Source organism: Pseudoalteromonas sp. MMG013 (assembly GCF_018100885.1).
Classification (GTDB): Bacteria; Pseudomonadota; Gammaproteobacteria; order Enterobacterales; family Alteromonadaceae; genus Pseudoalteromonas; species Pseudoalteromonas aurantia.
Map to the genome: position 1 here is coordinate 1 of NZ_JAGJEE010000012.1, position 17240 is coordinate 17240.

At 40.7% G+C, this 17240-nt stretch carries 13 protein-coding genes and 2 tRNA genes; 6 read left to right on the forward strand and 9 right to left on the reverse strand.

Features of this window, described 5'->3' with window-relative positions:
• Positions 1-20: 20 nt before the first annotated feature.
• The 6 genes from J8L98_RS12365 to J8L98_RS12390 form a co-directional block, all read right to left on the reverse strand.
• Positions 21-94, reverse strand: a tRNA-Cys gene (locus J8L98_RS12365).
• Positions 95-109: 15 nt separating this feature from the next.
• Positions 110-185: transfer RNA gene (locus J8L98_RS12370), tRNA-Gly, on the reverse strand.
• Positions 186-324: 139 nt separating this feature from the next.
• Positions 325-870, reverse strand: coding sequence for a CDP-diacylglycerol--glycerol-3-phosphate 3-phosphatidyltransferase (gene pgsA / locus J8L98_RS12375; RefSeq protein ID WP_192507981.1), 546 nt, complete (start codon positions 868-870; stop codon positions 325-327).
• 41 nt (positions 871-911) lie between these two features.
• The gene (uvrC, locus tag J8L98_RS12380; RefSeq protein WP_210996676.1) at positions 912-2735 is read right to left on the reverse strand and encodes an excinuclease ABC subunit UvrC; all 1824 of its coding nucleotides are present in this window, start codon (positions 2733-2735) and stop codon (positions 912-914) included.
• 12 nt (positions 2736-2747) lie between these two features.
• On the reverse strand, positions 2748-3398 hold the full coding sequence (uvrY, locus tag J8L98_RS12385; protein ID WP_192507983.1) for a UvrY/SirA/GacA family response regulator transcription factor: 651 nt from the start codon (positions 3396-3398) through the stop codon (positions 2748-2750).
• A gap of 178 nt (positions 3399-3576) precedes the next feature.
• Positions 3577-4722, reverse strand: a complete 1146-nt coding sequence (locus tag J8L98_RS12390) for a dicarboxylate/amino acid:cation symporter (RefSeq protein WP_210996677.1) — start codon at positions 4720-4722, stop codon at positions 3577-3579.
• A gap of 199 nt (positions 4723-4921) precedes the next feature.
• On the opposite strand from J8L98_RS12390, the gene J8L98_RS12395 reads away from it, so the two are divergent.
• The 3 genes from J8L98_RS12395 to J8L98_RS12405 all read left to right on the forward strand — a co-directional run bounded on the left by J8L98_RS12395 (position 4922) and on the right by J8L98_RS12405 (position 9407).
• Entirely contained in the window at positions 4922-7273 is a 2352-nt protein-coding gene (locus J8L98_RS12395; protein ID WP_210996678.1) for a carbohydrate binding family 9 domain-containing protein, read from the forward strand.
• Between the two features lie 136 nt (positions 7274-7409).
• Positions 7410-8378, forward strand: a complete 969-nt coding sequence (gene cysK, locus J8L98_RS12400) for a cysteine synthase A (RefSeq protein ID WP_192507986.1) — start codon at positions 7410-7412, stop codon at positions 8376-8378.
• Between the two features lie 135 nt (positions 8379-8513).
• Positions 8514-9407: a transporter substrate-binding domain-containing protein gene (locus J8L98_RS12405; protein ID WP_210996679.1), complete on the forward strand. Its 894-nt coding sequence runs from the start codon at positions 8514-8516 to the stop codon at positions 9405-9407.
• A gap of 72 nt (positions 9408-9479) precedes the next feature.
• Here J8L98_RS12405 and J8L98_RS12410 read toward each other — a convergent pair whose 3' ends face one another.
• Both J8L98_RS12410 and putP read right to left on the reverse strand, forming a co-directional pair.
• Positions 9480-10337, reverse strand: a complete 858-nt coding sequence (locus J8L98_RS12410) for a PA4780 family RIO1-like protein kinase (protein WP_210996680.1) — start codon at positions 10335-10337, stop codon at positions 9480-9482.
• A 289-nt stretch (positions 10338-10626) separates the two neighbouring features.
• Complete coding sequence (putP, locus tag J8L98_RS12415) at positions 10627-12105, reverse strand: sodium/proline symporter PutP (RefSeq protein ID WP_210996681.1); 1479 nt, start codon at positions 12103-12105, stop codon at positions 10627-10629.
• 282 nt (positions 12106-12387) lie between these two features.
• Between putP and J8L98_RS12420 the strand changes: the two genes are divergently transcribed.
• From J8L98_RS12420 to J8L98_RS12430, 3 genes are all read left to right on the forward strand, one after another.
• Entirely contained in the window at positions 12388-13611 is a 1224-nt protein-coding gene (locus J8L98_RS12420) for an HDOD domain-containing protein (RefSeq protein WP_210996682.1), read from the forward strand.
• A gap of 222 nt (positions 13612-13833) precedes the next feature.
• Complete coding sequence (locus J8L98_RS12425) at positions 13834-15855, forward strand: TonB-dependent copper receptor (protein ID WP_247682543.1); 2022 nt, start codon at positions 13834-13836, stop codon at positions 15853-15855.
• Between the two features lie 91 nt (positions 15856-15946).
• On the forward strand, positions 15947-16165 hold the full coding sequence (locus J8L98_RS12430) for a DUF3820 family protein (RefSeq protein WP_192507991.1): 219 nt from the start codon (positions 15947-15949) through the stop codon (positions 16163-16165).
• A 6-nt stretch (positions 16166-16171) separates the two neighbouring features.
• On the opposite strand, the gene J8L98_RS12435 is transcribed toward J8L98_RS12430, so the two are convergent.
• Positions 16172-17182, reverse strand: coding sequence for a sterol desaturase family protein (locus tag J8L98_RS12435; protein WP_210996683.1), 1011 nt, complete (start codon positions 17180-17182; stop codon positions 16172-16174).
• Positions 17183-17240: the final 58 nt, after the last annotated feature.

The following is a 17240-nucleotide window of genomic DNA, read 5'->3' on the forward strand; positions in this document are numbered from 1 at the left end:
GCATGTGGAGTGTTGAGATGTGGAGGCGGAACCCGGAGTTGAACCGAGGTAGACGGATTTGCAATCCGCTGCATAGCCACTCTGCCATTCCGCCAAACATAATCAAAACTGGAGCGAGTAACGAGGCTCGAACTCGTGACCTCGACCTTGGCAAGGTCGCGCTCTACCAACTGAGCTATACTCGCTTTTTGATTTAAAGGGCATACTGCCCTCTCAACACGGACGCATTCTACAGAAGTTATGATATGCGTCAATAAAAAAAATGAATGTTTTTAATCGTTTGCTTATTTTTTATCTAAAGCGCTCTATTTATAAACATTTTACTTAAGATTTAATCAATTCTGATCTGGCTGCATAAAGGTATGACAGCATTGATGTCACCGTTAATAACGTTGCAATAGCCAGAAGACCATAACTCAACATGATCATCCATGGTGCATATTGCCAAATCAAACCTATTATGGCTAACATTTGAGCTGCAGTCTTGATTTTCCCCATACTTGACACAGCCACACTACTTCTTTTTCCTTGTTCAGCCATCCACTCTCTTAATGCGGATATGACAATCTCCCTACTAATAATGATCACCGTTGCACAGGTTACAAATATGTTTTGGTAATAAGTCGCCAGCATTACGAGTGCAACACTTACCATAACTTTATCCGCTACGGGATCTAAGAACGCACCAAACGGCGTCGACTGCTGAAGTTTACGTGCTAAATAGCCATCGAGGATATCCGTTACTGCCGCTAACCAAAATATAAAAGCGGCGGCAAAAAATGCCCATGAATAAGGTAAGTAAAACAAAACTGCAAATACAGGGATGAGTAACAACCTAAACGTTGTCAGTGTGTTTGGAATATTCCACATAACTACTTAGTGAGATCTTTTTTGTATGTTCGCATGAATGATTAAGCTTTGTCATGCAAATGGTTAAATATCTTTTCAGCCGTTTGCGGGCTGATCCCAGGAACTTGCTTTAATTGATGGATATTAGCAGCTTTAACCCCTTGCATACCACCTAGGTATTTGAGCAAAGCTTGTCTGCGTTTTTGACCTACTCCTTCTATTTCTTCTAATAACGATTGAGTCCGTTGTTTTTGACGCTTATTTCTATGTCCAGCTATCGCAAAACGGTGGGACTCATCACGAATATGTTGAATAAGGTGTAATGCGGGTGAGTCCGAAGCAATATTAACCGTTCGTCTACCGCCATCAATTAGCAATGTTTCCAGACCCGGTTTACGGCCTTCTCCTTTAGCAACACCAATCAGTAACGGTATTTTTTCTAATGTCCAGTTTTCAAAAAAGGCTTCAGCCCTACCAAGTTGACCTTTACCACCATCGATAAAAATCACATCTGGTACTTTCTCTTCATCTTTTAATTTTCCATAACGCTTAGTTAATGCAAAACTCATAGCTGCATAATCATCACCAGGCGTAATCCCTTCAACATTAAAACGCCGATACTCCTTATTATTGGGGCCTTGTCCATCAAATACCACACAAGATGCGACCGTGTTTTCTCCCATGGTATGGCTTATATCAAAGCACTCCATTCTTTTAATATCACTTAGCTGCAATGCATCTTTAAGCAACGCGTATCGCTTATTAATAGAATCTTGCGCACTTTGTTTAACCGCAATGCTATTTGCTGCATTTTTATTTGCTAACGCTAAGTACTGTGCTCGTTCCCCTCGAATTAGTGCTTTTAATTGTACCTTTCGCTGTGAAACCTCGCTCAAAGCGGATGCTAATTCGCTCTGCTCTTGAAGCTCGAAAGGCAAAATAATTTCTTTTGCAATGCGACTAGTGGCACCACTGCCCAGATAATACTGCCCAATAAAAGCAGTCAAGATCTCATCTGTTTGGGAGTCTTTTGGTACTTTGGGAAAGTACGTTTTTGTACCCAGTATTTTATGATCACGGATCATCAACATATGAACAGCGTTCAAACCATTTTGCTGTACAAAGCCAACAACATCCATTTCAGCAAAATTACCGGCTACCGACTGCTGTTCTTGCATCTGTCTCAGCAACGCGATTTGGTCACGTACTTTCGCTGCAAGCTCAAAGTCCAAGGCCATACTCGCCTTTTCCATTCTCAGCACTAACTTTGCAATAATTTGCTGAGATTTGCCGTTTAAAAATTGGCGTGCCATATCGACTTGATCACGATACTCATCATCACTTACTTTTCCCACACATGGTGCGGAACATCGTTTTAGCTGGTGCTGTAAACAAGGCCGGCTGCGTGCCCTATAATATGCATCTTCACATTGACGAACGGGGAAGATCTTTTGCATTAATCTTAAGCTTTCAGATACCGCTGCACTACTGGGAAATGGGCCAAAATATTCTCCTTTATACTTTCTACTTCCACGATGAAATGCTAACCGTGGATGTACATGGCCACTTAAGAATATGTAAGGGTATGACTTATCGTCTCGCAGCAAAATATTATAACGAGGTTGGTATTTCTTTATTAGATTATTTTCTAGCAGTAATGCTTCTGTTTCAGTATTAGTTAAGGTAATTTCAATGTTGCAAATATTACCTACTAACACACGTGTTTTAGTATCAGGAATATTTGCGCGGAAATAGCTCGATACGCGCTTCTTTAGATTTTTAGCCTTACCAACATAGATAACCTGATGCTCATTATCGTACATACGATAAACACCAGGTTCCGTTGATAATGTTTTTAGAAATGCTTTGTGATCAAAAACAGCCATTTAAGCAAGCGATCAGTGCGTCGTATCTATGTCAATCATTTTATGGCGAATTGCTAAGTGGGTCAATTCAACATCCCCCCCTACATTTAGCTTTTCAAACATACGATAGCGATAACTATTCACCGTTTTAGAGCTCAAATTCAAACGCTCCGCGATATCCTGTGCTTTATCACCTTTGGTTATCATAAGCATGATCTGTAGCTCACGCTCAGACAGCGACTGAAAAGGGTTTTCATCATTTCGGCCACTAAATTGCGCCAATGCAATTTGCTGTGCAATTTCTGGTGCTATATACCTTTGTCCTGCATTGACTGCACGTATCGCATTGATCATCTCGTCAGGTCCAGCACCTTTGGTCAAGTAACCATGAGCACCAATTTGCATTACTTTACTTGGGAATGGGTCTTCACAATGCACCGTTAACACAATAACCTTCACATCTGGACAATATCGACAAATCTTTTTAGTCGCTTCTAGCCCGCCAATACCAGGCATATTCATATCCATTAATACGATATCTGGCTCACTTTGGCGACAATACGCCACAGCTTCCTCGCCAGTTTTAGCCTCTGCGACCACTTTAAAACCGCGCACATCATCTAATATACGCTTAATACCTGTTCTCACAAGTTCATGATCATCAACTAAAAGTACGTTAATCAATGGCTGACCCTCTTAATTAATTCTTTGATATTTACACATTTTCAATGCAACTTGTTGAGAGTACCACATAAATTTACAAAGCATACTAAACAAAGTTACATCTAGAGATAAAAATACTAAAAAGAAATGAAAAAGACTAGGCTTCATACTCCCAGTCTTAATATTTGGTAATTAGATCTTACGATTTATCTGAAAACCGATTAACCCAAAGCGCAATGACACCATCACCCGTTACATTACACGCAGTACCAAAACTATCTTGCGCAAGGTACAGTGCTATCATTAAAGCCACAGCCGCTTCATTAAAGCCAAGCATCGAAGTTAAAAGCCCTAATGCCGACATCACGGCCCCACCAGGCGCTCCTGGTGCTGCAATCATAACAATGCCCAACATAAAAATAAATGGCAGCATAGATAACAAAGGAGGTACGGTCATATCAGGAGACAATAACATAACAGCCATTGCACAGGTCACTATCGTAATCGTTGAGCCTGATAAATGAATAGTGGCACACAGGGGGACTGAGAAGTTCGCAACTTCTTCTTTTACACCATTCGCTTTACTGGCCTTTAATGATACGGGAATAGTGGCGGCGCTCGACATTGTACCGATTGCTGTAAAATACGCAGGTAGCATATTACGTATTAACTCTAACGGGCTGCGCTTTAATACAATACCACTGACAATATACAACACACTCAACCATAACCAATGCATAACAATAGCTGCAACTAATACTATACCGAATGTACTTAATGTATCAGCAACCGTTCCAGCCACCGCCATTTCAGCAAATACCCCTGCAATATAAAATGGTAAGGCTGGAATAATCACCTTCGCCAAGAGAGCATCAATTATATCCCGCCCTTGGTCCGTAACATCTTTCAAGGTCTGTAAGTTAAGTTGACTTATACCTATTCCAAAGATAAACGCTGTCGCTAACGCAGTCATCACGCCCATTAAAGGTGGAACTTCCAACGCAATTAGGCTTTTTATTTCTGTCGAAGTCGCAGCTTCGTATGTAATCGCACCATCAAAGAATGGAATAAATGCGTTAACTACCAGCACAGCCAATGTACCTGCAATCACTGTTGAACCATATGCAAACCCCACCGTTTTACCAAGTAAATGACCGGAGCCCTTAGGCAGTCCTGCAATACCTGAGGCGATAAAAAATAAAATGATCAAGGGAATGGTGAAGCTAATAAGCTGACCAATAATGACTTTTGCAGTGTAAAGCAACTCAATTAATATAATTGGGAGATAAAAACCCGCTGCAATTCCGCCTAAAATACCGACGATAAGCTTTAAGATTAACGACATAAAATTTCTCAAACTAGAACGATGACGTTTTTTACCATGTTTTCACATGAAAATGTTATAAATTCGGTGTTCTACGAAAGTAAATTGTGATTACCAGTCAGTGCCCCACTCTAATCTCATAAAAATGCACCCTGCCGCGTGTCGATTGTTAATTAGAGTCGTATAATATTTAATAGAGATATACTTATGTGCAATTTCTATGTTTAAAATGATAAAAAAAACGCTTATAGCAATGCCTATCTTATTGTCGGCGAGCTGTTTAGCTCAAACATCTCCTGATCAACTTCCTTATATTAATCAATCAGCAAAAATTGACGGAAATCTAAACGATCCAGCTTGGAAACACGCTAAAAAAATTACCATTAATAATGTCACTTGGCCATACGAAAATGAGGCTAGCCCAGTTGAAACATCAGTATTAGTATACGAAAACGGCACATCATTATTTCTCGGCTTTGAAGCCTCAGACCCAGACCCTTCGATGATACGAGCATTCTATCGAGATAGGGACCGCGCATGGAGCGATGATCTGGTTGGCATAAAAATCGATTCATTTAACAACAGTCGAAGCGCATATCAATTTTTCATCAACCCTCTTGGAGTTCAACAGGACTCAATTGAAAATGAACTCACCAATAGTGAAAGTGCGTCTTGGGATGGCATTTGGGATAGTGCAGGACAAATCCATGATACAGGCTACATTGTTGAAGTAGAAATTCCGCTGCGAGTACTTAATTTTGATGATAGTCAAACCATCAAAACAATGGCCATGGAGTTTGTGCGATTTTATCCTAGAAACGAGCGCCTTCGTCTATCCAATATGCAAATCACTCATGCAAATAGTTGCTGGATATGCCAAATGCCAAAATACGCGGGGTTTGAGCAGGCTAAGCAAGGGAATAATCTCGCCATTATTCCCTCTCTTGTTTTAAGTAAATCTGAAACACGAGAGATTGATGGTGCCGATATAGAAGATTGGCAGAACGACAATAATACCGAACCAGGTTTAGACCTAAAATGGGCAATAACACCTGATATGACATTAAACGCAACACTCAACCCTGATTTTTCTCAAGTTGAAACTGATACTGGGCAATTAAGTGTTAATAATAGTTTTAGCCTATTCTTTCCTGAGAAACGCGCTTTTTTCTTAGACAATAGTGACTATTTCTCATCATATTCTAACCTGATCCACACCCGTAACATTGCAGCACCAGATTACGGTGTGAAATTTACGAGTAACAAGCAAGGTCATACTTTCGCTGGGTTTATAGCGAATGATGAACATTTAAATGTTATGGTCCCAGGCAACCTTGGCTCTAACGTCGTCACATTAGAACAAGAAAGTGACAATGCTGCTTTTCGTTACCGGTATGATCTAGATAATACCCTCTCGATTGGTACGACCGCGACACTAAGGCAAAGCGGTGACTATGAGAATAAGCTAATTAGCATTGATAGTAAGTACCAACCAACCTCAAGTGATACACTAAAGGTGCAATTATTTTCATCTGATACCGAGTATTCTCAAGCTTTTATCGATGAACTATGTGATGGTGAAGACGGTGACTGTGACACAATAACCGCCCCCCCCTGCCAGCAATTTAAAGACTGTGATTATAACGAAAGTGTTCTGAGAACATTAAACAAACAAAGTACCTATGGCACAGGTTACCTTGTTAATTATGAGCATAACCAAAAACACTGGCGTGTATTTTCTAGCTACCGCAGTCATGGTGCTGGGCTACGTTCTGACTTAGGGTTTATGTCACAGGTTGATTTTAACAAGTTCGTTGCAGGACTTGAGTACCGTTGGTACGGCGCTGAGCAGAGTTGGTGGAATCGCGCTCGATGGTATTCAGATTGGGATATCACACATAATGATGATGGAGAGTTACTAGAAAAAGAAATCCAAAGTAACTTCGTCATTGATGGGCCGCTTCAAAGTGTCATCGATTTTGGTGTTGACCACCGGAAACGCACTGGACTTAGACACGACAAAACACAACTTCGTATTGATGGAAATACGGATCTTTTCACCGAGAATCGGGTTTGGACCTATATGGAGTTTAAACCCATCTCAGGAGTATTTGCTGGCTTAAACCTACGAACAGGAAATAAAGTTGATTTGGCCAATAATCGTATCGGTCAGGAGTATTTTGCTCGCCCAACCATCCATGTTAATTTAGGGAAACACTTTGAGGTCCGCTTTAGACATACTTATGAAAATTTAAAGGCCGAAGGTGATGATGTATATACGGCCAACCTAACGGATGTTCGGTTCACTTATCAATTTAATATTAACAGTTATCTTCGGTTTGCCATCATTCGCACCGACATTGACCGAAATACACACAACTACATAGATAATGATATCGATGCAACGTATAAAGGGCTAAGTTCACAGCTACTATACTCATACAAAATTAATCCTCAAACGGTGTTTTTTGCTGGTTATTCAGATAATGGCTATCAAGACGACGACCTTGAAACCCTAACCAAAGACAATAAAACCTTTTTCGCTAAATTTAGTTACGCATGGTTAATGTAGGAATAATAAACAGTTTTTTTATTTCGTTTAGCTATAAGCAATTTTAATATATCTTATAGCCATTCTTTACTTCTTTTTTCATTTAAGCCAAGTAAAGTGTGGCAATAAGTAAACCTAAAGTACCTAAGGGAACACAATGTCTAAAATTTTCGCTGATAACACACACACGATAGGTCAAACTCCAATCGTGAAACTTAACCGAGTGACAGGTGGTAATGTATACGCCAAAATAGAAGCACGTAACCCAAGCTTTAGTGTTAAGTGTCGTATCGGTTCATCAATGATTTGGGAAGCTGAAAAATCAGGTTTGTTAACCGAAGGCAAAGAGCTAATTGAGCCTACCTCTGGCAATACAGGTATTGCACTTGCTTTTGTGGCTGCAGCACGTGGCTACAAACTCACTCTAACAATGCCAAATACCATGAGCTTAGAACGCCGTAAATTGCTTAAAGCATTAGGTGCTAATTTAGTATTAACTGAAGGCGCTAAAGGCATGAAGGGGGCTATCGATAAAGCCAATGAAATTCAGGCTAGTGACCCTAGTAAATATGTTTTATTACAACAATTTGAAAATCCAGCTAACCCCAAAATTCACTTTGAAACTACCGGCCCAGAAATCTTTGAAACGATGGAAGGTAAAGTTGACTACTTTGTTGCTGGAGTAGGCACTGGCGGCACTATATCTGGTACTTCTCGTTATTTAAAGCAAGAAAAAGGCCTTGATGTAAAAGCGATTGCTGTTGAACCAACAGACTCGCCAGTCATTACACAAACACTTGCAGGTGACGAAGTTAAACCGGGCCCACACAAAATTCAAGGTATTGGAGCTGGGTTCATTCCTGGTAACTTAGACTTAGAACTTATCGATGGCACTGAACTTGTTTCAAACGAAGATGCGATTGCTATGGCACATCAACTTATGAAAGACGAAGGTATTTTGGTCGGAATTTCATCTGGTGCAGCTGTTGTCGCAGCTAAACGCATTGCTGAAAAGCCAGAAAATGCAGACAAAAATATTGTCGTTATTTTACCTAGCGCAACAGAGCGTTACTTATCTAGCCCTATGTTTGCTGATGAGTTCTCTGATCAAGAACTTGTACAATAATTACAAATTCACAATAAAAAAACCGGCTTAAAGCCGGTTTTTTTATTCTCCCTACATTTACACACTTCATTCAATGAATAATAAGGAAAATTTACCTACACTTGTTTATATAATTAATGATCACGGCATTCCACTATGCGTTGGATTCTTATTCTTAGTTTTTGCTTTTTTCATCTTTATGCCCATGCAGCAATTAACGTTGGTTACTTTAAAAACGCCAAATACCACCTAGTGCAGGGGTCTAAGCATAAGACCGGCTATCTATACAATGCCGAAGCAACGAAAGGGCAACTACATATTGTCACATTAGACTGGCCCCCCTACATAGGTAACGCATTATGCAACAAAGGGTGGGTGTTTCAATTTGCAGTATCGCTGCTCGCCGAGCAAGGCTATAGTATTTTCATTGAATTTTTGCCATGGGCACGTGCCGTCAGAGCTGTAGAGCTTGGTAAAGCCGATATCTTAATGCCTGAGTATTATATTGAAGATTCGGCCCCCTCTGATTACGTCAAAGACAAAACGCGCCGAGAAGTATTAGCACTGTCCAACTCATTTTCAGGTGGTGAGATTGGTTTTCTCAAGCGTAAAGGCGATCCAGACCGGTTTAGTGGTAATTTAAGCTCTCTTAAAGGTGAGAAAATAGGCGTCGTACGCGGGTACCAAAATACCCCTGAGTTCGATGCCATGATGGACAACAACGAGTTTGCAATCGTAGAAGCTGTTGATGATTTACAGTTAGTCAAGCTACTCGTGGGCGGTAGAGTAAACCTCATTATAGGAGATCCAACGGTATTGCGATTTACCGTAAATTATTCTGACTTATCAAAACCAGAAAAGGTCACTTTATTGAGAAATATTGATGATGAGACAAAACCAATTAAATACAACCATCTTTATTTTGCACTCAGTAAAAATAAACCTAAGTGGCGCACTGTCCTTTCCGATATCAATCGCGCTTTATATATGTTTGAAAATAGTGAAGAAACAAACCGTATAATAGAAATGGGTAGCTCTGAGTGTTTCTAGGAAAAAATATCTGAGATAAAAAACATAAAGGGAGCAGTATCACTCCCCTTTTTATCACAAAGATAGTACATATTACCCAATATCGTCTTGGCCGCTTATCCGTGCTTGCCGCTCTTGCTCTTCTAACATAGCTGCATTGATTTCCTCTAATACAGAACCGACATCGGCAGCTTGGAAATCATCTTCATATAAACCAGTCAAAGCTGAGTTTTCAGTCAGACTCCCCTCTTCAAACAATGCCCATATTTCTTTTGCATAATTAGTTTGCAGTAAAGCTGGCGCATATTCACCGTAGTAGCGACGCATATTATTTACATCACGTTCGAACATAGCTTGGGCACTATTGTTGGCCGCAGCATTCACCGCTTGTGGTAAATCAATAATTACAGGACCTGAATCATCCACTAACACATTAAATTCAGAAAGGTCTCCATGTATCAGGCCTGTGCAAAGCATCAGTCGAATATAATGGATCATCAGAGTGTACTGTCTAATGGCTTCTTCTTCTGACAAACTTATCGCACCAAGTTGTGGTGCTACGTTACCTTCTGCATCAGAAACTAACTCCATAAGTAGCACACCATCGACACAACAATAGGTTGCAGGCACACGTACATTGGCTGCCGCCAAGCGTGACAAAGCATCAACTTCTGCATTTTGCCATATTTCTTCTTCGAGCTGACGACCATAGTTTGAGCGTTTACCCATTGCCCTAGCTTGGCGTCCTCCCCTTACTTTTCGACCTTCTTGATATTGTGCCGCCTTTTTAAAACTACGTTTCATTGCATCTTTATACACTTTGGCACAACGAATATGCTCACCGCAGCGCACAACAAAAACATCAGCCTCTTTGCCGCTCATTAGCCGGCTTATGACCGCATCAATTAAACCATCATCAACAAGTGGTTGTAGGCGTTTAGGTATTTTCACGGGGTCCCTGTTTAGTTTGATTAATAAACTTAGTTAGTGGTTTTGTCGCAAGGCGATACTTACCGAAATTAACAAATAGACTAAAAAGTAACTATGACTCCTAGTGCAATACTCATCGTATCATTACTTTGTTGCTAAAGGGTAGACATCGTCTCTAATTCTAAAAATAAGTGCGATTTTTGGTAACAAACAATCTCTTTATAGTTTCAAAACCAACACAGCTAGCGATCTATTTTAGAGGCAATGTAAAAAGGGCCATATTAGGCCCTTTCATGCACTCTTTTCATTGTTATAAATTACTTTGTACTTTTTTAAACAAATCTTGAACCCGCTCATGAGGTTCTCTCGTCATGGAACTCACCAGGATTATCGTCAATGCAGAAACAATAAAGCCTGGAACAATTTCATAAATATGACTACTTAAGCTTTGCCCTGCAATTTCAATTGGCGCATAAATCCAAATTAATACTGTTACAGCACCAGATATCATACCTGCAAGTGCCCCAGCAAAATTCATTCTTTGCCAGAACAAGCTTAATAACACAAGAGGTCCAAATGCTGCGCCAAAACCTGCCCACGCATTACTGACCAAATCGAGTATTGAACTGTTTCTATCATAGGCTAAATAAATCGCGAGTATCGCAACTGCAGCAACACTAATACGCCCAACCAAGACAAGCTCTTTGTCCGTTGCATTTCGATTTATGAATATTTTATAAAAGTCTTCAGTTAATGAGCTCGAACTAACTAAAAGTTGTGACGAGATTGTGCTCATAATTGCCGCTAATATTGCAGCCAATAAAAACCCTGCTATGAGCGGGTGAAATAGGAGTTCAGACAACACTAAAAAAATGGTCTCTGGGTCATTCACAACAATACCATTCTCATGTGTGTAAGCTGCACCAAACACACCTGTCGCAACCGCACCCAGTGCAGCAATGATCATCCAACTCATTCCTATACGACGTGCAGTTGGCATATCTTTCACACTTTTTACTGACATAAAGCGCACTATAATATGGGGTTGACCAAAATAACCCAACCCCCAAGACATCGCAGAAATAATCCCAATTGCGCCACCAGCGCCTATCCACGTAAGCATTTGTGGATTAACCGCCTCAAGCGTAGATGATAGCGGATTATCTAATAATGAATATGTCACGGCAGGGACCAATATTAACGCGATAAACATAATACAGCCTTGTACGAAGTCGGTTAAGCTAACAGCTAAGAAGCCTCCAAATAATGTATATAAAACCACAACGCCTGTAGTGATATACAGCCCAGATTCATAACTCATTCCAAACGAGTTTTCGAACAACTTACCGCCAGCCACCACACCTGATGATGTATAAAGCGTAAAAAACACGATAATCACCAGCGCAGATACAATACGTAACGCATTACCTTTATCTTCAAATCGATTAGCAAAATAATCAGGGATCGTAATAGCATCATTGGCAAGCTCGGTATAAACCCGCAATCTAGGTGCAACCAGTAAATAATTTAACCAAGCACCGATAACCAAACCAATCGCAATCCACGTACTACTAAACCCTGTCACGAACATTGCCCCAGGCAAGCCCATTAATATCCAGCCACTCATATCAGATGCGCCTGCAGATAAAGCGGCAACACTTGGTGATAGACTACGGCCACCTAACATATAACCTGATACATCACTTGTCGATTTACGGTAAGCATATAAACCTATGCCCAACATAACTGCAAAATACAGTACTAATGAAATAATCGTACCTAATTCCAAAGCTATCTCCTTCAATGAGAGCACTCTTGTCAATGATAATTATCCAACAACCGTCTTTCTGATTGTCATTAAATAGAGCACTTTATTAGTTTTGCGTGACTATAACACGTCTACTTCCTCTACCCCAGTACAGCATGGTTACCCTACAAATATCCAGTTGAAAAACCTAAATGAGCCACTAAATTAATACCAAAAGACGAAACAATCATAAAAAAATAATGAATTACTACGCAACATCACTTATATTGAAATTATAGTTGTATTAAAAGAGACCTGTTGTAGATGTATTTTTATGCTGCCCGCCAACCTATTTTAGACATCAATAAAGAATTAGTAGGCTATGAACTGCTTTTTCGTGACGGAGTTGACAATGTTTTTCCAAATATTGACGGGGACGAAGCAACATCTCGCTTAATTGAAGGAAGCCAATTCAATTTTGGATTGGATGATTTAACAGACAATAAGCCCGCCTATATCAACTTTACCCTTGAAACGCTATTAAAAGGCTACCCAACCATGCTCAGCCGAGAGCAGGTTGTGGTTGAAATCCTAGAAACCGTGCAGCCAGGAAAGCGGCTGCTGGCTGCCGTACAGGATCTCAAAGATAAAGGCTATACAATCGCTCTAGATGACTATCAACATCAAAAAGTATGGCGACACTTCTATCCATTTATTGATCAAATTAAAGTTGACTTCCTTGCCACATCACACGCAGAAATACTAGAAATTATCGATGCGACTAAAGGCTTCAACAACATAAAACTAGTTGCTGAAAAAGTCGAAACATATGAGCAGTACCAGCAAGCCATTGATTGGGGGTTTAGCTTATTTCAAGGTTTCTTTTTTGCTAAACCTGAAATGGTACAAAGTAAAGCCCTCCCACCTTCAGAAATGGCCCTCGCGGAGCTACTGTATGAAACGTCCAGTGTCGATGTCGATTTACAAAGAATAACCGCTGTTTTTGAACGTGATGTTAACTTATCTTATAAACTTTTAAGATATTCTAACTCTGCTGCATTTAAGCGTAGAGCAGAAATAAGTACGATTAAGCAAGCGCTTGTAGTACTTGGTAACGCAGAGTTAAAAAAGTTTCTGTCACTATTGTTCGCTGCACAGGTCTCTGCTGAAAAGCCAATGGAGCTTATTAAGCTATCACTAACCCGAGCTCGTTTTTGTGAACTGTTAGCAACCAAAAGAAATGATAAGCACAATATAGGCACCGCATTTCTATCGGGTATGATGTCGCTGATGGACGCCATACTTGACGAGACCATGGACAGTGTGATGAGTAAACTACCTCTGGTTATCGAAATAAAAGATGCGTTACTCAATGGCGATGGAGTGCTCGCCACATACTTATCAATTGCGATGGATTATGAACAAGCCCAATGGGGAAAAGCACAACAAACCTGTGCAGACCTAAAGTTAGACTCGACCTGCTTACCTGAAATTTATAGTGATGCAGTCAATTGGAGTAACGAACAAATGCAAGTCATCGAGCGCTAACGCGCTCATACTTAACCCTCCTCGTATAGACACTTTTTTATGGCCATTGCCCCCTCTTAACTGTAACCAAGCAGACCAACCAGTTATATTCTTTAGCGTAACAATACCCTATATTGACCTACATCAAAATTACTGCAAAACCAGTCTTGATGCGACAATCTGTCACACTCCAAACTGACGCTAAACATATAAAATCCATCACAATTTAATGACTGAGACTCAATGATGGAAAAAACTCTAATTAGCCTTGCACTATTAACCTCTCTCAATGCAGCTGCTAACTACGACGATATAGAGCGTATTGTGGTTGTTGCTCCTATGCATTCACCATTAGATATTAAAACTGATCCAAAACTGCCTCGTCAACCTCTTCCAGCGCAAGATGGGGCTGATTTACTCACCAGCATCGCTGGATTTTCATTAATAAAAAAAGGATCGGCTAGTAGCGATCCAGTATTTAGGGGCATGGCAGGATCTCGGTTGAATATCGTCAGCAACGGTGGCCTTGCGCTTGGAGGGTGTGGTAATAGAATGGACCCGCCAACCGCTTACATTACCCCACAGTCTTACGATACATTGACAGTGATAAAGGGACCGCAAACTGTTTTATATGGTTCAGGCAATAGTGCTGCAACCGTGGTATTTGAACGTACTTTAGAGCGCTTAGACAAGCCACGGGTAGATGGGTTTGCCAATATTGTATTCGCTAGTGCAAATCGAAGCGGCCTAAACACGGATATTAAAGCGGGTTCCTCTGAGTATTATGTCCGATTTTCTGGCAGCTATAATCGCGCAGATGATTTTTCAGACGGTGACAATAATGTGATTCATTCACAATATAAACGTTGGAATGCTGACTCCGAGTTTGCTTACACACCTGCCGATGACAAAATAATCAGCATTACTTATGGTCGCAGTGATGGCGAAGCGGCTTACGCTGACCGTATGATGGATGGCAGTTTATTCGATAGGACTCACACCACAATACGCACCGATTGGGCGATTAACCACAATATAATCACCAATGTTGGAGCACAGTGGTATTACAATAATATAGACCACGTTATGGACAACTATAGCTTAAGACCCTTCGTGCCTAACATGATGATGAAAACGCCTACAGCTTCGAACCCTGACCGCCGAACACAAGGGGGCAAACTTCTATTTGATGCCAATTTAAATGAGGGCCATACCGTCAAATTCGGGGTCGATCACCAGCAAGATCGTCACCGTAATCGAGTTATTCGTAACCAGTTTGAGATATCATACGACACTCTGCCGCGCTCAACTGATGGAGAATTTGAAAAGACCGGTGTATTTGCTGAATATGAATATAGTGTAGATAAAAACCAACAAGTGGTAACTGGTTTACGTTTAGATCATTGGCAAGCAACAGATGAACGACAAAGTATTTCATCTATGATGAAAACAATGCCAAACCCGAGCGCCTCATTAACCCGTAGAGATAACCTTTGGAGTGGCTTTGCACGGTTCCAACAGCAAAGTGATGATAGTAGCTACTTTATTGGCTTCGGCCACACAGAACGATTTCCTGATTATTGGGAATTATTAGGCGGTAGTCGTCAAAGTCCTGACAGTCTAAGTGCATTTCATACAAACATAGAAAAAACCAATCAATTTGATATCGGTCTAGTTCACCAACGTACACAATGGCAAGGTTCCATCTCTGTTTTCTATAGTCAAATTGACGATTATATTTTAACAGACAATCTGTTCAATCAGGGCTCTATGAATAAAAAAGTGACCCGCAATGTCGATGCTCAAACTTACGGTTTTGAAGCTGACGTGAGCTATGACCTCACTAAAAATTGGATATCCGGAGCCAGCATCAACTACGTGCGTGCTAGTAACTTATCTGATCACCTGCCTTTGGCACAACAGCCCCCATTGCAAGCTCGATTTACCTTAGATTATCAGCGCCAAAATTGGCATATCGGTGTACTTTGGCGCATTGTTGCTGCCCAACATAGAGTCGCTGTTGGACAAGGTAATATTGCGGGGCAAGACTTCGGAGAATCTGCTGGTTTTGGCACTCTAGCATTGAACGCGAGCTATAGTCAGTCCGACAGCCTTGATTGGACATTAGGTGTCGATAACGTACTTGATAAAACTTACAGTGAACATTTAAGCAAATCAGGCACTGCCGTCAGTGGCTACCCACAAATTGATAAAATAAATGAAGCAGGCATAACACTGTGGGCCAATGTTAACTGGCGTTTCTGATACGCTTTGTATTGACGGTGTTCTTTGCCTTTACCTAATGGTGTGCCTTGATACAATAAAGGCATACTTACGCTTGGGTTGAACACAACATATGCACGATCAACAGGCTCTGCTAAAAGCCATTAATACTAAAATGCCATTTGGCAAGTATGCAGGTACTCCTTTACTCCTTTTACCTGAACCCTATGTTGTTTGGTTTAAGAGCAAAGGCTTTCCTCAAGGAATATTAGGTGAACAACTCGCAATGATTTACGAAGTAAAGTTGAATGGACTTGAGCAGGTACTCATGCCATTACTTTCGTCTAAATAACTCTATTTATTGATCCAGTTTATTTACGGCCTTTTTTACTGATTGCTTTTGCACCAGCCGTTTACCCAATTTGTGCGGTAACAACGCTCCAACAGCCAAGAGCATTGGTTTACAGTAAATAGCGATGAGTGAGTCGTGCCCCGCGTCATATTTACCAACCCCTATCGACATATGCGGTGCCTGTGATGCGCGAATTAAAGATCCAAACATCCGGTCCCAAATAGCCAGTGCTGAGCCTAAATTCGTATCAAAGTGCTGGGGGTTATCACTGTGATGAATTTGATGCTGGGCAGGACTGATAAACCAATTCTCTAGTCTATCACCCCAAGTAAAGCGAATGTGCGAATGCCTAAGGTTGGCACCAAAAATATTAAATATAAATACAAATGCATTTGCTCCAAGTATGTCATACATACTGAGTCCGGTCCCAAAAAAATGGTAACCTAAACCCACCACGATACCTTGAGTTAACGCCATTCGACATGCATAAAAATAACTTTCAACCGGATGAGAACGATAAATTGTAAATGGTGTCAGGACTTTAGCTGAATGATGTACCTTATGTATTTCCCATAAAAATGGTACTTTATGGAGTGCTAAGTGTAATAAAAACCGAGTCAAATCATCGACGATAAATAACATCAAGGTAAAAACAGCTATAATCACGCCACTTGGCCATGCTAAATGTAATGGCGCACCAAATAATGCCTCCAACGTGTCAGTAATAAAAATAGCAACCGGTACCATCGTCAATACGATTGGCGCAAATGTCGCAGCTTTAATTAAGGTATTCGTGACAAGAAGCACATAATCTAACCGTGCACTTTGACACAGCCACACTTTTTTAGGAAATAAAAACTTCGCAAAACCGCGACCGGATCGCACCTGTTCGCTCGCTAGGTACACCGGTATTGCCATCACAATTGCACTGAGCAAATAAGGTATGTAGATTCGCTTATTCGCATCAATTAAATAGTGCGGTAATCCTGCAATGGCTTGCCACAACTGCTCTAGCATTATACTCCCCTAACATACCTTCAAAAAAGGGCCAACTAAGTGGCCCTATTGTAACAAT